This is a genomic window from Aeromonas sp. FDAARGOS 1403 (assembly GCF_019047325.1).
Lineage (GTDB): Bacteria > Pseudomonadota > Gammaproteobacteria > Enterobacterales > Aeromonadaceae > Aeromonas > Aeromonas dhakensis.
In genome coordinates, this window is the sequence record NZ_CP077249.1 from 78,180 (window position 1) to 94,839 (window position 16,660).

17 protein-coding genes are annotated in these 16,660 nt (G+C 57.9%); 11 read left to right on the top strand and 6 right to left on the bottom strand.

All coding sequences use genetic code 11. The features are described from left to right. Positions 1-20: 20 nt before the first annotated feature. Positions 21-383: a hypothetical protein gene (locus I6L33_RS00305; protein WP_216973368.1), complete on the bottom strand. Its 363-nt coding sequence runs from the start codon at positions 381-383 to the stop codon at positions 21-23. Between the two features lie 124 nt (positions 384-507). Here I6L33_RS00305 and I6L33_RS00310 point away from each other — a divergent pair, with 124 nt between their 5' ends. The 11 genes from I6L33_RS00310 to I6L33_RS00360 all read left to right on the top strand — a co-directional run bounded on the left by I6L33_RS00310 (position 508) and on the right by I6L33_RS00360 (position 10,898). Next, positions 508-1,386 (top strand): hypothetical protein, encoded by an 879-nt coding sequence (locus I6L33_RS00310; protein WP_005304657.1) that lies wholly within the window; start codon positions 508-510, stop codon positions 1,384-1,386. 258 nt (positions 1,387-1,644) lie between these two features. Further along, positions 1,645-2,187: a YtfJ family protein gene (locus I6L33_RS00315; RefSeq protein ID WP_216973369.1), complete on the top strand. Its 543-nt coding sequence runs from the start codon at positions 1,645-1,647 to the stop codon at positions 2,185-2,187. 44 nt (positions 2,188-2,231) lie between these two features. Continuing rightward, positions 2,232-2,522, top strand: coding sequence for a hypothetical protein (locus I6L33_RS00320; RefSeq protein ID WP_216973370.1), 291 nt, complete (start codon positions 2,232-2,234; stop codon positions 2,520-2,522). 35 nt (positions 2,523-2,557) lie between these two features. Continuing rightward, positions 2,558-3,184, top strand: coding sequence for a DUF2796 domain-containing protein (locus I6L33_RS00325; RefSeq protein ID WP_216973371.1), 627 nt, complete (start codon positions 2,558-2,560; stop codon positions 3,182-3,184). Between the two features lie 4 nt (positions 3,185-3,188). Next, the gene (locus tag I6L33_RS00330) at positions 3,189-3,878 is read left to right on the top strand and encodes an ABC transporter ATP-binding protein (protein WP_005304683.1); all 690 of its coding nucleotides are present in this window, start codon (positions 3,189-3,191) and stop codon (positions 3,876-3,878) included. Then, positions 3,872-5,119, top strand: a complete 1,248-nt coding sequence (locus tag I6L33_RS00335) for an ABC transporter permease (RefSeq protein WP_216973372.1) — start codon at positions 3,872-3,874, stop codon at positions 5,117-5,119. Before I6L33_RS00330 ends, I6L33_RS00335 begins: the two co-directional genes overlap by 7 nt. Before the next feature lie 30 nt (positions 5,120-5,149). Beyond that, positions 5,150-5,629 (top strand): DUF3299 domain-containing protein, encoded by a 480-nt coding sequence (locus I6L33_RS00340; RefSeq protein ID WP_010636242.1) that lies wholly within the window; start codon positions 5,150-5,152, stop codon positions 5,627-5,629. A 140-nt stretch (positions 5,630-5,769) separates the two neighbouring features. Beyond that, the gene (locus I6L33_RS00345; RefSeq protein WP_005304693.1) at positions 5,770-6,636 is read left to right on the top strand and encodes a TIGR03899 family protein; all 867 of its coding nucleotides are present in this window, start codon (positions 5,770-5,772) and stop codon (positions 6,634-6,636) included. Between the two features lie 263 nt (positions 6,637-6,899). Further along, the gene (locus I6L33_RS00350; RefSeq protein WP_216973373.1) at positions 6,900-8,564 is read left to right on the top strand and encodes a PAS domain-containing methyl-accepting chemotaxis protein; all 1,665 of its coding nucleotides are present in this window, start codon (positions 6,900-6,902) and stop codon (positions 8,562-8,564) included. A 609-nt stretch (positions 8,565-9,173) separates the two neighbouring features. Beyond that, complete coding sequence (locus tag I6L33_RS00355; RefSeq protein WP_216973374.1) at positions 9,174-9,602, top strand: ester cyclase; 429 nt, start codon at positions 9,174-9,176, stop codon at positions 9,600-9,602. Positions 9,603-9,731: 129 nt separating this feature from the next. After that, a complete protein-coding gene (locus I6L33_RS00360; RefSeq protein WP_216973375.1) occupies positions 9,732-10,898 on the top strand; it encodes a PD-(D/E)XK nuclease family protein in 1,167 nt (388 codons plus the stop codon). A 484-nt stretch (positions 10,899-11,382) separates the two neighbouring features. Here I6L33_RS00360 and I6L33_RS00365 read toward each other — a convergent pair whose 3' ends face one another. The 5 genes from I6L33_RS00365 to cysN all read right to left on the bottom strand — a co-directional run bounded on the left by I6L33_RS00365 (position 11,383) and on the right by cysN (position 16,644). Beyond that, entirely contained in the window at positions 11,383-11,790 is a 408-nt protein-coding gene (locus I6L33_RS00365; protein WP_216973376.1) for a hypothetical protein, read from the bottom strand. 2 nt (positions 11,791-11,792) lie between these two features. After that, positions 11,793-12,290 carry a hypothetical protein gene (locus tag I6L33_RS00370; RefSeq protein ID WP_216973377.1) on the bottom strand — a complete coding sequence of 166 codons (498 nt, stop codon included), beginning with the start codon at positions 12,288-12,290 and terminating at the stop codon, positions 11,793-11,795. Between the two features lie 442 nt (positions 12,291-12,732). Then, a complete protein-coding gene (gene cysC, locus I6L33_RS00375) occupies positions 12,733-13,326 on the bottom strand; it encodes an adenylyl-sulfate kinase (protein WP_216973378.1) in 594 nt (197 codons plus the stop codon). Positions 13,327-13,472: 146 nt separating this feature from the next. Next, positions 13,473-15,197 (bottom strand): SLC13 family permease, encoded by a 1,725-nt coding sequence (locus tag I6L33_RS00380; protein ID WP_005304715.1) that lies wholly within the window; start codon positions 15,195-15,197, stop codon positions 13,473-13,475. Between the two features lie 4 nt (positions 15,198-15,201). Then, positions 15,202-16,644, bottom strand: a complete 1,443-nt coding sequence (gene cysN, locus I6L33_RS00385) for a sulfate adenylyltransferase subunit CysN (RefSeq protein WP_216973379.1) — start codon at positions 16,642-16,644, stop codon at positions 15,202-15,204. Positions 16,645-16,660: the final 16 nt, after the last annotated feature.

The window sequence follows — 16,660 nt, forward strand, 5'->3', positions numbered from 1 at the left end:
ACCTTCGTGAAAAAGGCGCCTCAGGGCGCCTTTTTCGTGGGCTGTTGCTGGGGCTGACCCAGCGTCACACCGCTGGGATCCCCCTGTATATAGATGTCACGTCCATCCTGCTGATAGGGCCGATAGTAATTCCCCCCGCAGCGATAACTGCCGCCAGCATCGCTCATCAGCTCGCAGTTTACCGGCAGCACCTCCAGCCACTTGATGGCCTGCTGAAAGCGCAGCCACTCCTGCCACTCATGTTCCTTCGCCAGCTTGTCGCGCAGGGCAAAGGTATCCGCGCTGGACATTCCCTGGTTGACGATGACAGGCCCCGCCGCGGCCGGCAGTGTGGCCAACAGCAGCAACAAGGGTGTGATTCGCTTCATGACGGTTTCCTGCATGACTTATTTCCAGAATTAAATTAAAAGCCCGATCAATCTGTTATCAAAATCACAAATGCCAGACTCATCCAAAATCGGCCAGCTCACCTAGTTGTTTATTATCACCCCGAGCAGGATGCACATCATGAAACTGGCACAAGGTCTGTTGTTGAGTCTAGTGTTCGCGTCCATGGCCGGGGCCAACGAGGTCACCCTGAGCTGGCAGTGGCAATCGAGCGACGGTCAGCAGAAGCATCTGCAACTGAACGCGGACGAGCGAGTCATCGCCGCCAGTCGCCACGAGATGACCCTGCTCGATGCCTCCCTCAACTATCCGCTGGAGACCCTCTACTCCTACATCAGCCCGCGGCTCTACAACAGCATCAACCTCATCAACCAAACCAGCCCTGAGACCGCCACCAAGTTTCGCAATCTGGAGCAGGCCTTCACCCTGCACGACGACAGCATGGAGTCGACCCTGTTCTGGCAGGCCTATCAGCAATATCAGGACGACGCCTTCTATCAGATGCGGGTGGTGCCCTGCGTTCACCCCGCCAACCGCAAGCTGCCCTGTGTGCGCCCCAACTATTCCCAGCTGTTCTACCAGTTCAAGGGCGACCTGAGGCCATTGGCGAAACAGTTCCTGGCCAAGGATCTCGCCACCAGCGTCGGCCTGCTGCAGGAGTGGCTGAGCGGCATTCCCACTCCGCCCGAGCAGATGGATCATTTCGCTCCGCCGCTGCAGGCCTTGCAGAACAACAAGGCGGACAGCGACGAGAAGGCGCTGCTGATGGCAAGCCTCTTGGCCGAGCTGGCCCCCCAATACATGCTCAGCATCATCTATCCGAACATCAGCATTGGCAGCGTCTCGCCAGCCTGGCTGGCCATCACCGCCGACAGCGGTTTGAAAGGAGATACCGTGGTGATCGGCAATCAGCGTCACATTCTGCTGACCGGCTCGCCCCTGCTGGCCCAGCAGATGACCATGGCCAAGATCCCGCTGGTGAGCGAACCGCTCTACTGAGGCCTATCCCCTTCCTCAAGTCTGGCTGCAGAGCGCGGCCAGACTCCTCAAACCAGTTTATAAGCAATTGATTTTTATCGACTGCATGCCATCCTAGCCGCCTTTGTCCGCCAGCCCCCGTGCTGGCGGGCAGTCGAACGCCTCAACGCTGGCTTTTATTTAACACTTTTTAAACAGATCCGATCAGTTTAGGATGAGTTCGGCCCCATTCCCTCAATGCAAAAATCGTTATAACATAACAAAAGGAGTGTCATCAGGATGAAACATCTCGTACTTACTCTGGCGCTGCTGCCAACGCTGGCCCTGGCTCACAACATCAAGGAGTCGGCCCAGGTGCCGCTGGTCAACATCGGCGACAAGGGTGAGCTGGTACTGAAAGAGAAAGAGATCGGCTATCAGCCCTGGCAAAGCAAGGTACTGACCGGCAAGGTCTTTCTGATCCAGCACATCGCCGGTCGCTCCAGCGCCAAGGAGCTCAACGCCCCCATGATCGAAGCGATCAAGGCGGCCAAGCTGCCCCACGACAAGTACCAGACCGTCACCATCATCAACAGCAATGACGCCATCTGGGGCACCTCCGGCTTCGTGAAGAGCAGTGCCGAAGACAGCAAGAAAGAGTTCCCCTGGTCCGCCATGGTGCTGGATGTCAAGGGCATGGCCCGCAACGCCTGGGATCTGGCGCCGGAAAGCTCGGCCATCATCCTGCTGGACAAAGAGGGCAAGGTGCTGTTCGTCAAGGACGGTCAGCTCGATGCCAACAATATCGCTACCGTGATGGGGCTCATCCAGTCCCATCTCTAAGCCAGAGAAAAGGGGCGCTGATGGCGCCCCTTTGATAGGGGTCTATGGGTCGTACCAAGCTGAAAATCTGGTTGCTGCTGCTGGGCTGGTTGTGGCTGCAACCCGTGCTGGCACAACATCCGCTGGAAGCCGACCTGCCCGGCCACAACCACGCCTGCGTCCTCTGCGCCCTGCATCTGGATGGCAAGCTGGCACTCACCCCAACCCAGGTCATCCCCTCGCCACAGCTCGTCATCGGCAAGCTCCTTGATGCCGCCTTGCCCAAACCTCATGCCACCCCCTCAGGTCAGTGCCGCATTCGCGCACCGCCACCACTTCATCGCTTATCCGGCTAAATCCATTTTTCAATAAATTTTTCAAAGGATTAACGATGAAAGCAGTCACCCTGTTACTGGCGGCCGCCGCATTTGGCGTGCAGGCAAACCACGATGAACACGACAGTCACGGCCACGGTGCCCACGAGCACGGCCACGGCCACCTCAATCTGGTGCTTGATGGCAACCAGCTGATGATCGAGCTGCAGGCCCCCGCCGCCGATCTGGTGGGCTTCGAGCACGCCGCCAAGAGCGATGACGAGAAGGCGCAATACGCCAAGGCAGTGGCTCAGCTCAAGCAACCCGATGCCCTGCTGCGCTTCGACCCGGCCGCCGGCTGCACGCTGACCCAGCAGGCGCTGCAGGCCGCCAAGGAAGATCACGACCATGACCATGACCATGACCATGACCATGACCATGACCATGACCATGACCATGACCATGACCATGACCACCAGAAGTCTGACGGCAAGCACGACGAACACCAGCACGACGATGCCGGTCACGCCGACATGGGGGCTATGTACACCTACACCTGCGCGGAGCCAGCCAAGCTGACCGGGCTGGAAGCCACCCTGTTCAGCGTCTATCCGAGCCTGGAGAAGCTGAGCGTGCAGGGCATACTGCCCAGCGGCCAGACCGCGGCCGAGCTGACCCCCTCCGCCAACAAACTGAGCTGGTAACGCCATGAAAAATGCCGTGGTTGAGATCCGCGATCTGGCCTTTGCCTGGCCGGGTCACGAGGTTGTACTCGATCTGCCCGCCCTCACCATCGGCGAGGGGGAACGGGTGTTCATCAAGGGACCGTCCGGTTCGGGCAAGTCGACCCTGCTCGGCCTGCTGGCCGGGATCCAGACCGCCAACCACGGCACCCTGGAGGTGCTGGGCCAGCCGCTGGCCCGGCTCTCTGGCCGTGCTCGCGACCACTTCCGGGCGGCCAATCTGGGTTACATCTTCCAGCAGTTCAACCTGCTGCCATTTTTATCCGTGCAGGACAACGTCACCAGCGCCCTCACCTTCTCCCCCGAGAAGCGGGCCCGGCTGCAGGGCAGCCCGGCCGAGGAGGCGCGCCGCCTGCTGCGGGAATTACAACTGCCCGAGGAGGCGCTGCACAGGCCCGTCCATGCCCTCAGCATCGGCCAGCAGCAACGGGTGGCCGCCGCCCGCGCGCTCATCGGCTCACCGCCGCTGGTGATCGCCGACGAGCCCACCTCGGCGCTGGATACCGACAACCGGGCCGCCTTCATCAAGCTGTTGTTCGAGGAGTGCGACAAGCAGGGCTCGACCCTGATCTTCGTCAGCCACGACCCCTACCTCGAACCGCTCTTTCCGCGGGTGGAAAACCTGCAACAACTGAACAGGAGGGCAACATGCTGAAACTCGCCCTGCAAAGCCTCTGGGCCCGCCGCCTCACCGCCGGGCTCACCCTGCTGGCGGTCGCCATCAGCGTCACCCTGCTGCTCGGGGTGGAGCGAGTGCGCAATCAGGCCCGCGAGAGCTTCGCCAATACGGTGTCGGGTACGGACCTCATCGTCGGCGCCCGCTCCGGCCAGGTGAACCTGCTGCTCTATTCGGTGTTTCGCATCGGCAATCCCACCAACAACGTGGGTTGGGACGCCTATCAGGCCATCAAGCAACAACCCGGCATCGCCTGGACCATCCCGCTTTCCCTTGGTGACTCCCACAAGGGGTTTCGCGTGCTTGGCACCAATGGCGACTACTTCACCCACCTCAAATATGGCCAGCAGCAGGCACTGGTCATGCGTGAAGGGCGAGCATTCGACACGCCGTTCGAGGCGGTGCTCGGCGCCCAGGTGGCCGAGAGGCTCGGCTATCACCTGGGGCAGTCCATCGTCATCGCCCACGGCGCCGGCAACACCTCGTTCAGCCAGCACGACAACCTGCCGTTCAAGGTGGTGGGGATCCTGGCACCGACCGGCACCCCCATCGATCGCACCATCCATGTACCGCTGGCCGGTATCGAGGCGATCCACCTGGGCTGGGACACCGGCCGTCACAGCAAGAACGTGACCGCCGAGCAGGCGCTGGCGCAGGATCTCACCCCCAAGACCATCACCGCCTTCATGGTGGGGCTCAGCAACCGGATCCTGGCGTTCCAGCTGCAGCGCAGCGTCAATACCTACCGGGGCGAGCCGCTGATGGCGATCCTGCCGGGGGCCGCCCTGCAGGAGCTATGGAGCCTGATGAGCGTGGCGGAAACTGCGCTGTCGGTGATCGCCGGCTTCGTGGTGGTGGCAGGCCTCATCGGCATGCTGACCACCCTGCTGGCCGGCCTCAACGAGCGGCGCCGTGAGCTCGCCATCTTGCGCTCCCTCGGCGCCGGCCCCTCTCACCTGTTCCTGCTGCTGGCGCTGGAGGCGATGGCCCTCACCACCGCCGGCATCGCGCTCGGGGTGGCGGTGCTCTACCTGGGCCAAGCCCTTGCCACCCCCTGGCTGCTCGGTCACTATGGCCTGCAATTGAGCCTGGGGCTGCCAAGCGCCCACGAGTGGCAACTGCTGGGGCTGGTCTGGCTGGCCGGCATGGTGATAGGCCTGTTGCCCGCCGCCCGCGCCTATCGCTACAGCCTGAGCGATGGCATGAGCATTCGCGTCTAGCCAGGCGCCCATAAGAAACGAGAAGGACAGATGATGAAGTGGAAAATCGTGGCGCTGCTGGCCGCCCTGCTGACGCTGCCGGCCATGGCCGCCGACTACAAGACCATCGACTGGGATGTGCTCATTCCGGAAGGTGAAAAACTGCTGCCCCCACCCCAGGTGAGCCACGATGGCAATCTTGCCTCAGTGCCCCAGCCGGTGGGCGGGGTCAACAAGAAGCTGGACGGCCAAGAGGTGCGCATCCCGGGCTTCGTGGTACCGCTGGAGGGGGATGCCAAGAAGATCACCGCCTTCCTGCTGGTGCCCTATTTCGGCGCCTGCATCCATGTGCCGCCCCCGCCCACCAACCAGGTGGTCTATGTGAGCTACCCCAAGGGGGCGCCGGTAGATGACCTGTGGGACGCCATCTGGGTGAAGGGCAAGATGCGCACGGTCAGCTCCAGTCACGAGATGGCCACCGCCTCCTATTCGCTGGAGGCGGTCGAGGTCAGCGTCTACGAAGAGCAGTGACCAGGCACACACGGCCTCCCGCGGGGGGGCCGTTTTGTTATCCGCGATAGCAAGAACCCGGCCAGCCCCTGCCTGAGGGATTGCCCGCCATCCCGGTTGGAGTAACATTCAAGGCTAGACCTTGCGATCACGGAGCCAGCATGGCTGACCTGCCCCCGCCCAAGAAAGAGAGTTCCATCCTGAGCAGCCAGGAGCAGACCCTGCGCCTGGCCCGCAGCCGCGGCATCGACGGCATGCTCACCCGCAACAGCGACAGCACCTTCGAGCAGCGCGCCGCTTTTCGCCAACTGGCGGATCAGGCCGCCCGCCAGCGCAACCTGGAATCCATCATGGTGATGGCCTCCCGCCACTGCGAGGAGACCGCCGCCGGCGGCGAGATGGACAGCGACTGGCTGACCCACTTCCTGCAACTGGCGGAAGACATCAGCATGGTGCCCATGCAGCAGCTGTGGGGCCGCATCTTCGCCATCGAGATCGCCACCCCGGGCCGCTTCTCCATCCGTGCCCTCACCACCCTCAAGGAGATGACCCAGCGCGAGGCCCAGCTGTTCCAGCGCATCTGCTCCCTCTCCTGCCACTACGTGGGCAGCGACGAGCAGCGGCTGCTGCTGGGGCTGCACAAGGGGGCCAGCCTGCTCAGTCGCGCCCGGGTCACCCGGCTCGGGCTTGGCAAGTACCGCATCCCCTACAACGCCCTGCTGCAGCTGTTCGAACTCGGCCTGCTGCACCGCGGCGAGCTGGAGTCTGGCCCGCTGCCCGCCGACGGGGTGGAGCTGGAGTTCGGCGATCAGCGCTGGCGCCTGCAGCGCAAGCAGGCCAACATCACCCTGCTCTACTACCGGTTGACCCCGGTCGGCAACGAGCTCGCCCAGCTGCTGCAGGAGCCGCCGCTGGAGGAGTACCTGCAGGATCTGAAAACCGTGCTGGTGCAGGGGCTGCAGATCGAGACCATGATGCTGACCCCGCCCGCCGGGCCTGAGCCTGCCCCGGCCGAACCAACCCCCTGATCCTCCGGAGCCCGTCAGGGCTCCGCTGTTTTACGCCTGCCGCCGCCGCTCGCGAAATGGCGCCATCGTTGCCAAAACGGTTCCTGAAATGCAAATCCACCCCCTCTGACTCACCAACCCCACACCCTCAGATCCGCTCGCCACCGGCCATCGCCCCCCGCCGTGCCGCATGAGTGCCGCATGATCGACGATTTTCACCCCCGCTGGTGCAGCCCTTGCATTGGTGATGACTCCTTCCCCACAACCCGGTTTCGGAGCACACCATGAGAGTCAATCAGCCTGTCACCCAGCATGAGCGTCGCTATCCCGAACACCAGCACCTCATCTCCACCACGGATCTGGAGAGCCGCATCACCTACGCCAACGAGGAGTTCTGCCAGATCGCAGGCTTCACGCTGGAGGAGCTGCAGGGGGAGCACCACAACCTGGTGCGCCATCCGGATATGCCCAAACAGGCTTTCGCCGACCTCTGGCACCATATCCGGGCCGGCAAGAGCTGGATGGGGCCGGTGAAGAATCGCTGCAAGAACGGCGATCACTACTGGGTCAGTGCCTTCGTCACGCCGATCAAGGATGCCAGCGGCAAGGTGGTGGAGTACCAATCGGTGCGTACCGCCCCCAGCGAGGAGATCAAGCAGCGGGCCGAGCGCATCTATGCCGGGCTGCGCGCCGACAAGGCGCCGCTGGCGCTCAGGCTGCCGGCCTTCTCCCACACGCTGGCAATCACCCTCTGCCTGTTGCCGAGCCTGGTGGCCATGATGGCGCTGGGCTATGAGCAGGCCTCCGGCTGGCTGCTGGCGCTGGGCTATGAGCAGGCCTCCGGCTGGCTGCTGGCCCTGGCCGTGCTGCCTTTGCTGCTGGCGGCCATGATCACCCAGGCCCTGAGCCGTCGCCTCGGCAAGCTCGACAAGCTGGCCCGCAGCCGCTTCGACAACCCGCTGATGCAGTTGCTCTACACCAACAAAGTCGACAACATCGCCACCATCGAGCTCGCCATGCTGATGAATCAGGCCGAGTTCAACGCCGTGCTGGCGCGCACCCAGCAGACCTGCAGCCGGATCCTGCACTTGGCGGAAGGCGATCTGCGCAATGCCGAATCCATCACCAGCAACCTGCAGCAACAACAGGCCGAGACCAATCAGGTCGCCACCGCCATCACCCAGATGGCCGAGTCGATCCGCGAGGTGTCCCACAGCTCCACCGCCGCCTCCGACCTGCTGGATGAAACCGCTGACCTGTTCCGGGAGGGCAACCGCAGCGTGCAGGAGACCATAGGGGCGGTCGAAGGAATGCACGGCGAGATCGCCACCTCCAAGACGGTGATCCACACCCTGGCGACCCAATGCCGGGATATCGACGGCATCCTCGATGTCATTAACAGCATCGCCAACCAGACCAACCTTCTGGCTCTCAATGCGGCCATCGAGGCAGCCCGGGCCGGTGAGGCGGGCCGCGGTTTCTCGGTGGTGGCGGACGAGATCAGATCCCTGGCCATCAAGACCCAGTCCTCCACCGGCGAGATCCAGAAGATGATCAACCTGCTGCAAACCAGCGCGGCCAACGCCGAGCAGGCGATGGAAAAGGGGGGGGATCTCTCCGCCAGCTGCCAGCAGAAGGCCTCCGCCACCGGCACCATACTGCAGCAGATCAACAGCATGTTGCAGCAGGTCGCCTCCGGCAGCAGCCAGATAGCCCAGGCCGTGCAGGAGCAGTCCCAGGTTACCGCCGACATCGACCGCAACGTGCTCAGCATCAAGACCCTGGCCGATGACTCAAGCCAAGGTAGCCAGCATGCCGTCCACGGCATCAACCAGCTGGTGCGGCAACTGAGTGACCTGGATCGGCTGGTTCGCCAGTTCCAGCAGCAACCCGCCTCTCCACAACCCGCCAACCCCAGCCCCGCCGGCCAGGTGGTGCTGGCCCGCTGATCCCGAGACCGTGCGCTAACCACAAAAAAGGGCCCCTGTCGTCACCGGCAGCGGGCCCATTTATCTCTGGTGGGAAACGCAGATCTGACCGGGCCGGGATGCCCATACCATCACTGGCCCGGCCTTGATGTCATTACCTTGGCATCTGCTCTGCAACTCATTCAACAGAGTGGCATCCCGCAGTTCATTCCCCCCGCCCAAATACGCAGCGAGCATTGAGAAAGTACGGACGCTGAGATACCTCTACCGCCCCCCATGGCAGCTCAATTTATTGATCTTGCCCGAGAAATCACTCACTCCCCCTTCCCTAACCAGCTCCGTTCGGTAACATGGCCATCAGATCCTCTCTTGTCGGAGTCAGCCATGTACCAGACCAGAGCCACACCGCAGGGAAAAGCAGCAAGCTGGAGGCTGGAATTCAGGGGCGGTAGCGTGGCAGGCGCTTTCCATGACCACTGTTTAACAGTTTTTGCACAATGGAAATGGTTGCGCGATAAAAGGGAAGCAAAGTAAATAGTCCCCCAAGCCTGGCTGGCAATAGGTTGATTTAACGTTGGCTTGTTCATGATGGGTATCAGGGTGGGGCTGTGTTATATAAAGGAAGCATTAATGTCAGTGGAAGAAATAGTAAGGGGTTTTATCGACCACGTGCGGTCAGGGAAAAACCCAGAATTGGCAGCTCAGTATTTAGCTCCAGTTGTCATAGCCCATCAAATCGTGTCCGGCGCGTCGGAAGCAATAGAGCGAACCCCGGAAAATTATCGCCTACATGTAGAGGAGTTTCTCGAGGCTTATGGCGATTATGAGCTTTTCGTTGAAGAGTTTTTAGCTCAGGGTGAAAAAGTGTATGTGCGTTGGCGCCAAGAAGGTCGACATGTAGGAAACATCTTGGGTTATGAACCCACAGGCTTAACGCTCTCAACAGTAGGCAGTGGAGTGTATCGAGTTAGCGGAAACAAAATTGTTGAATACTGGATTCAGCAGGAAAATCAGGGTTTGCGTAGTCAGCTCGAATTACATCTTGGACAATTCAGTTAAAAAACGCCTCAAGAGGGACCCAGTTCCATTGACCACAGTGGTTGTCGTTGTTGCCGCTGAGTTTAGCGGTTGCACGTTGCCAGCCAATTAACCGGGTGTTAGGTCACCATCATCGTTAGGATGAACAATTTGAATACAGAGTTAGCAGCAGTAGAGCACTTATTCTTATCTGACGAATTTTTAAAGATAAGCTCATACTCTAAGAATTTTGACTTGTTTAAAATGATGGGGGTACGAAGTAAAGAGTTAGTCCATTCAAACATTTTAGCCGCTTTTCTCAATCCATCATATGCACATGGCTTGAACTATTCATTTCTCAACGTTTTTACTTTAGCGATCGTAAATCTACATCTTGAAAGTGGTTTACCACTCCCATTATCTGCCCTGATATCATCAACAGATCAAAATGTACGTGTTTACCGAGAGCTAGAAAATATTGACTTGGTTATAGAGTACCCGGCCACTAAATTAGTGATTGCAATAGAAAATAAAATTTGGGCTAAAGAGCAGTCAGATCAAGTGGCAAGATACCAGGAGATTCTACTAACTCGATATCCGAACCATAAATTAGCTCTGGTTTATCTATCTCCTAATGGTCGAAAACCAACAACACTGAATCGTGACTCAGAAATTCCTGTTTATTGTATGTCTTATGGACAAGTGGCAAAGCAACTTGAACTTGTTAAGTCTAGAGGTAATGAATCAGCAAAGTATTTTATTAGTCAATTTATCAGCCATATAGAGGCATACATGACAGGTAGTAACGAAGTTAACGAGTTATGTTGGCAGATTTTCAGTAAACATGAAGATGCTTATGCCAAAATGATGAATGCATATCAATATTGCCAGCGCAGAAAAGTTGAAGAGAGTTTTCTTGATATAGAATCAAGGATCAAAACAGATGCTGCATTTTCGAAAGTCTCTGATGAGATAGAAATTATCAAAACAGTCGAGGAAAGTAATAAGTATGTTGTTGCTTACGACTTGGATGTTCGCCTTAAATCGTGGCCTCAAGGGGTAATGATTAAGCTCTATAAGCACTGCTGGTTAGGTGTATTCCCTTATGTGACAGGTGAATTCAGAGACGCAGCAAAAGAGATAAGTAAAAAACTAGGTTGTTACCCAAACATGCAAGTAAAGGCGTGGCAAGATAAGTATTATGTTTCGTCAAATATGAACTTAGATAAAGAGCGCATGATTAACTCTGACGGAAACAGCATATCGATGGAAGACATAAATATTGTATTGAATAAGTTGAGTGTTCATATAGAAGAGATTAATGGGGCACTTCAATGACCTAACAAACTATTTAAGGGTGCTCCACAACGCTTGGCGCGCCGAGTTCTGATTGATTTATGTTTTGTTGTATAACGGCTGAGGTAAGGTATCTACGTTGTTCACCCCTTAATAAAGCGTCAGGTATAAATTATGAAACATATTTTCACCCTTATGCTTTCTTTACTTTTTATAATTGCATGTGACGATATGTCTGTCACCACGTCAATTGGAGAACATGCATCTTCCAGCTCATCCACGTCATCATCTTCGGAGAGGGAAATGTAAGAGCGGGCATGCCTTCATTGGTGAATGATGAACTCGCATTAAAAGACGAGATGGTTTTTATCAATGGCAAACCATTCGCGAACGCGCCTTCTGGTTCAACCGTCAGGTATGTTGTCACAGATGATGTTAAATCACTCTATATAAATTATTTAAAATAAAACTTACCACCCAAAGCCTCCCGTTAAAAATAATTCACAATAGCATAAAGATATTATAACTACCCTGCTACTTGTGTCAGCAGGCTGGGTTGTTCAATAGGCACTTGCACTGCATCTGCACGAAAAAGCATCGGCACAATCTCCTGTGTATGAAAAACTGTTGTTGGCTTCCCCCAATAAGTTGAGTAAAGTTTTGAAGTTCCGCCTGGAATAATTGAAGATTGCGGAACACCTGCTCCAGTATAAATAAAAATCCAATCCCCAGAATTAAGCATCCCATCACCAAACCAAAATAAATTATCCCGAATTGGGCACGCAAAACCCACGTTCGCCTTAATACCAAGCATAATACCATACTGACCAATATTCAGCGGTGTATGCACATAGATACCTATTCGTTCTAAATTTGGATGCCCACGATCAAACACACCACGAATTTCAAGTTCAGAAATAGGTGAGACTTGCATACTTACTTCCCCCTACCATAGGAAAACCAACCAACTATTAATGATGACACACCTGAAAGCACAAGTAACCATCCTAAATTTGATTGCCCTTCGCGAATTTGGTCTATTCCTATACTAATAAAAGTAGGACCTGCAACAAGACTAAAAGAAAGATATAACTTACCTCTTTCAGATAAATTTAGCCTGCTTTTCAAATCAGCTATTTCTACTCTTGCAGCCTCAAGGCTCTCCCTTAAAAGTTTCGTTTCAGCTCTTTCAGATGACAATTCAGATTTCGCATGTGAAAGCTCATGAGTAATGTGAGAAAAAGAACCTGCAACTAAATTCGCTACAACTTCCCCTCCCATTCCCTTCGAATTAGATGAGGCCAATCCCAATAGAGTTTTCTCAATTGGAGAACCAATAGGATGCTGTGGTACAATAACTAAATTAAGATCACTTCCTGCGACTTGCTCACCAGACGAACCATCATCATTGGGCTCTGGTATTTGATCTACCATAATCTAAAGACCTCCCTGTATTTACAATAATCAGCATCGTGACTAATTCATCAACAAAAGACAGCATGCCTCAAACTTGGTAAACCATAAAGACCCAACAGTCATTTTTGGTAAGTTATTCATAAAATAACATACCGCTTCACCATGCCACATACCAATAACAAGCCGGAGTCTCTGGCTCCTGAGGATAGCTCCAAGCCAGCACCGCAAGATAGAGAGAGCACTGGTCACTACCAGCCAGTGGTTCATAGCTCACCTGAACTGAGTACACAGGATAGAAATGAATGTGGAACACCCACTTTTCGCCTACTTCTTTGAGCACGGCACAACGCTCCTTAGTTGCACTGGGAGCCAATGAGAACAAAGGAGCTAGCTGGCAGAAAAAATTTAGAAGGGGCCAAGGCCCCCTCTTCTATCAATGCTCGGTGAAGCACCATCGACATCAGTCGATCAATCCCCGCCGCCTTAGAGCAGTCAGCAACTCATCCACCAGCGCTTCTACCGGCTTGCCGGCGTTCAGCAGGTGAATTTCTGGCTGCTCGGGTGCCTCGTAGGCGGAATCGATGCCGGTGAAGTTGCGAATTTCCCCGGCTCGCGCCTTCTTGTAGAGCCCCTTGGGGTCGCGCTCTTCGCACACGCTAAGGGGCGCATCGACAAACACCTCGACAAACTCCCCTTCACCCACGAGATTGCGCACCAGCTCCCGTTCTGCACGGAACGGCGAGATAAAGGCGGTGAGTACGATCAGCCCTGCATCCACCATGAGTTTTGCCACCTCGCCGACCCGGCGGATATTCTCTTGGCGGGCGGCGTCATCGAAGCCGAGATCGCCACAGAGGCCGTGGCGCACATTGTCCCCATCCAGCAGATAGGTGTGCTTGCCTTGCGCGGCCAGCGCTTGCTCCAGGGCCCCCGCCAGGGTGGACTTGCCCGCCCCCGACAGGCCGGTGAACCAGATCACCAGGGGCTTTTGCCCCTTCTGCTCGGCCCTACGCTCTTTGCCCACGGCATGGGCATGCCACACGATATTGCTCATCCAAAACTCCTTGCTTGGCGCGCTCGCCTCAATGCTGAAACGGTCTGGCTCCTTGAGCTCAGCCTCCGGCCACTCGCCACTGACGGGGCCATGGTCGTCGTGTATGTATATTCCCTGCAAGACACCAGGCCCCCAGTTGCGCCGCCTTAAAACGGAAACAGCAGGGGCACCATGACGATCACCCCGAGGCTGTAAGCCAGGGAAACCGGCAGGGCTAATTTAAGGTAATCCGGCATCTTGTAGTTGCCCGCCGCATAGACCATCAGGTTGGTCTGGTAGCCGTAGGGCAGGATAAAGCTGGAGCTGGCCCCGAACAGCACCGCCAGAATGAACGGCATGGTGGAGACATCCATGCTGAGCGCCAGCTGGTAACCCATGGGGAAGGCCAGGGCGGCGGCGGCGTTGTTGCTCATCAGCTCGGTCAGCACCAGGGTAAACAGGTAGATGCCGATAAAGGCGATGATGGGGCTGGCACCGTTGAACTCCCCCATCAGCCAGTCGGCGATGAGCTTGGCCAGCCCGCTTTTTTCCAGCTGATCGGCGATGGCCAGCGCCCCGCCCACCACCAGCCAGATATCCAGCGGAAAGCGGCGGCGGATCTCGTCCAGGGTCAGGATGCGGGAGAAGAGCAGCACCACCAACATCACCAGCAAGCCCTTGAACAGCGGCACCAGGTCGAGCACCGACAGGGTCAGCACCCCAAGGAACCCCGCCACCACGGCGGCGCTGCGCGTGGCATCGAGCCGGGTGGAGGCCTCCAGCCCGCTCACCACCACGAACTCGCGGGAGAGGGACTTGTTGCCTGCAAACTTGGGGCCGGGGGCCAGCAGCAAGGTGTCCCCTGCGTGCAATTCAATCTGGCCGAGACCGCCGGTGAGCTGGGTTTCACCCCGACGCACCGCCAGCACCACCGCATCGAAGTGGGTGCGAAACTCCGCATCCTTGATGGTCTGACCCACCAGGCGCGAGCTGTGGCTGACGATCACCTCCACCAGGTGCTGGCCGTTGAGGCGGTGCTGGCCGTAGAGATCCAGCCCCTTGAGCTCCTGCAGCACGCCGACGCTCTCCACGTCGCCGCAAAACAGCAGCATGTCCCCCTCGTGCAGCTCGTGTTCCGGCTGCACCGGGCAGATCACCTGGTTGCCACGGATGATCTCGGCCAGATAGAGGCTTTTCAGGCTGCGCAGGCCGTTCTCCTTGACGCTGCGCCCGGCCATGGGCGAGCCGGGGCCCACCTTGGCCTCGAGAAAGTAGCCGGATTCGCGGCTCATCTCGGTGTCCTGCTCCGGCAGGTGGCGGGCAAACAGCAGCACGGCGATGAGGCCGGTCAGCAGGGTCCCCGCCCCCACCATAAAGAAATCGAACATGCCGAGCGGCTTGGCCCCCATCTTGATGAGGAAGCTGTTGACGATGAGGTTGGTGGAGGTGCCGATCAGGGTCAGCACGCCGCCAAAAGTCGCCGCGAAGCACATGGGCAACAGCAACCGGGAGGGCGCATGGTTGGGGTTGCGTTTGACCGCCCCCAGCATGGAGGCCACCACGGCGGTGTTGTTGACGAACGCCGACAGGAAGGCGGTGGAGAACCACACCTTCACCAGCACCTTGTTGAACGAGCCTGTGCCCACCAGGTTGGCGAACCAGCTCATGACCCGGGTCTTCTCCACCGCGAGCGACACCAGCAGCAACAGCACCAGAGTCAGCAGGGCGCTGTTGGTGTAGCCCGCCACCACGGCGTTGATGTCCGCCAGGCCGCTCAGGTAGGTGATGAGCACGGCGCCCGAGAAGAGCAGCGCCGGCCGGAGTTTGCCCTGGATCAGCAGGGCGACGAGGGCAGCCAGCAGACCCAGCACCAGGGATTGTTGCCAGGTCATGGGCTTACTCCTTGCCGGAATCGTTGCTGATGGTCAGCGCCTGCCAGTGGGGGAAGTGCTTGCGCACCAGGGCGTTGAGATCCACTTCGAACTCGCTGTACTGCCCTTCTCTGCCTGCAAGAGTCACAACCTTGGCCGCCAGCCCTTCCACTATCATGCCCGCGCCCACGGTGACGTTGGTCAGCCGGTCGATCAGGATAAAGCTGCCGGTATCGCGGATCTCCTGGTAGGGGTCGAACGCCACCGGGTCGGTCAGGCTGAATTCGCACAGGCCGATCTCGTTGAGCTTGAGCTCGGAGGCCGGCAGCTCGTCCAGCTTGTTGATCTCGATACGGTGGCGGATGGCCTCCACCTGGCCGCGACTCTTCTTGGTGGCCAGCTTGACGTCATAGACCCGGCCCGGTTGCAGGGACTCTTCCCCCATCCAGACGATGTGGGCCAGCACGTTCTGGGTCACCTGGGGCTTTTTCGCCGCGTCCACCAGCAGGTCGCCCCGGCTGATGTCGATCTCGTCCGCGAAGGTGACCGTGATGGCCTGACCCGGCAGAGCGTACTCCAGATCCCCGTCGAAGGTGACGATGCGAGTCACAGTGCTCTCCTTGCCGGACGGCAGCACCGCCAGCTTGTCGCCCACCCGCAGGATGCCGGAGGCCAGTGTGCCTGCGAAGCCGCGAAAATCGAGGTTGGGGCGGTTCACATACTGCACCGGCAGGCGCACCGGATGGCGCTCCAGCTCGCGTTCCACTTCGGCGCTCTCCAGCAAGGAGAGCAGGGGCTCGCCCTGATACCAGGCCAGCTTGTCGCTTGGGTTGACCACGTTGTCACCGTCCAGCGCCGAAACCGGCACGATGTGGATGGTGTCGACGCTGAGCTTCTTGGCGAACTCGCGATATTCGGCACTGATGCGCTCGAACACCTCCTGGCTGAACTCCACCAGATCCATCTTGTTGACCGCCACCACAAACTGTTTTATCCCCAGCAAACTGGCGATAAAGCTGTGGCGACGGGTCTGATCCAGCACGCCTTTGCGGGCGTCGATCAGGATGATGGCCAGATCGCAGGTGGAGGCGCCGGTGGCCATGTTGCGGGTGTACTGCTCATGGCCCGGGGTGTCCGAGATGATAAATTTGCGTTTCGCCGTCGAAAAGTAGCGGTAGGCTACGTCGATGGTGATGCCCTGCTCGCGCTCTGCCTGCAGGCCGTCCACCAGCAGCGCCAGGTCCAGCTTCTCGCCGGTGGTGCCGAGCTTCTGGCTGTCGGACTCCAGCGCTTTGAGCTGATCTTCATAGATCTGCTGGGAGTCGTGCAGCAGGCGGCCGATGAGGGTGCTCTTGCCGTCGTCCACGCTGCCGCAGGTGAGGAAGCGCAGCAGGCTCTTGTGTTGCTGGGCGTGCAGGTAGGCTTCAATGCCCTGTTCGCTGATGGCGGTCTGAATGTGGTTGTTCATGTTGCAATTCCTTAGA